Genomic DNA, 1,167 nt, shown 5'->3' on the forward strand with positions numbered 1-1,167 from the left:
CGCGTTCTTCCTCGTGGTGCCGATGGCCCTCTTTGCCCTTGTCTGGCAAAGCCTCAGCCTGCCTGCGCTGCCGCCACGCGGCCGCAAGGCGTCGGGCAATGTCCTCCGGTTGCTGCTGCGCCGTCAGGTCGCGCTCGGCATGACCTCGATCCTGATGCTCTTCATGGGCCAGTTCGCGCTCTTCACCTATCTCAGGCCTTTCCTGGAAACCGTGACCGGTGTCGGTGGTTCGGCGCTCTCGGCGATCCTGCTCGTGATGGGACTAGCAGGCGTCGCCGGCACCTGGACCATAGGCCGGCTGCTCAAGACGTGGCTCTACAGCATCGTCATCATCATTCCGCTGGCCATGGCGCTGCTGGCCGTCGCATTGATCGTGCTTGGATCGATGCCGATGGCCGTCACCGCGTTGCTCGTCGGCTGGGGCTTTTTCGGAACCGCGGCGCCGGTCGGCTGGGGCACCTGGCTGAGCCGCGCGCTGCGCGACGATGCCGAAGCCGGCGGCGGCTTGCAGGTCGCCGTCATCCAGTTCGCCATCACGCTCGGGGTGGCGGGCGGCGGCCTGCTACTGGACACGCTCGGCTGGCGAAGCCCCTTCGCACTCGGCGCGGTGCTGCTTGTGGGATCCGCGCTGGCCGCGGCGGCAGCCGCCCATGATCATGGCAAGGACGCGCCATGACACGCAGCCACATGACGCGCCGCACCGCGGTTGCCGCCGCACTGGCAGCCGCGTTCGCGCCCTCCGCCGCGCCAGGCCAAGCCGGCGGAACGGACGGACAGGAGAGACCGTTGATGAGGATTGCTATTGAAGTGGACGCAATGCGCCTGACGGCCTCCCTGTTCGACAATCTGAGCGCGCAGGATTTCGCCGCGATGCTGCCGCTCGACCTGACACTGGAAGACTACGCATCCGTCGAGAAGATCGGCTACCTGCCGCGCAAATTGCGGATCGAGGGCAGCGGCCCGTTCGACAACGAGGCCATCGGCGACATCGCCTACTACGCGCCCTGGGGCAATCTCATCTTCTTTTATGGCCCCTACCGGTATTCGCGCGGCCTGATCCGGCTCGGCCGCGTCGACAGCGGTATCGCGCCGCTGCTGCGCGGCGGACGCTTCAACATACGCATAGAACGCCTGACATAGGCTCAAGGAGAAAACCATGCTCGGAAC

General features: G+C 66.3%; 1 protein-coding gene and 1 pseudogene. Both read left to right on the forward strand.

Translation table 11 applies throughout. The annotated features are described in order from the left end of the window. Positions 1-676, forward strand: a pseudogene (locus FJ980_RS35030) (MFS transporter); the annotation flags it as partial. Positions 677-687: 11 nt separating this feature from the next. After that, positions 688-1,140: a cyclophilin-like fold protein gene (locus tag FJ980_RS33050; protein WP_140547606.1), complete on the forward strand. Its 453-nt coding sequence runs from the start codon at positions 688-690 to the stop codon at positions 1,138-1,140. Positions 1,141-1,167 lie beyond the last annotated feature (27 nt).

The organism is Mesorhizobium sp. B1-1-5 (assembly GCF_006443065.1).
GTDB lineage: Bacteria > Pseudomonadota > Alphaproteobacteria > Rhizobiales > Rhizobiaceae > Mesorhizobium.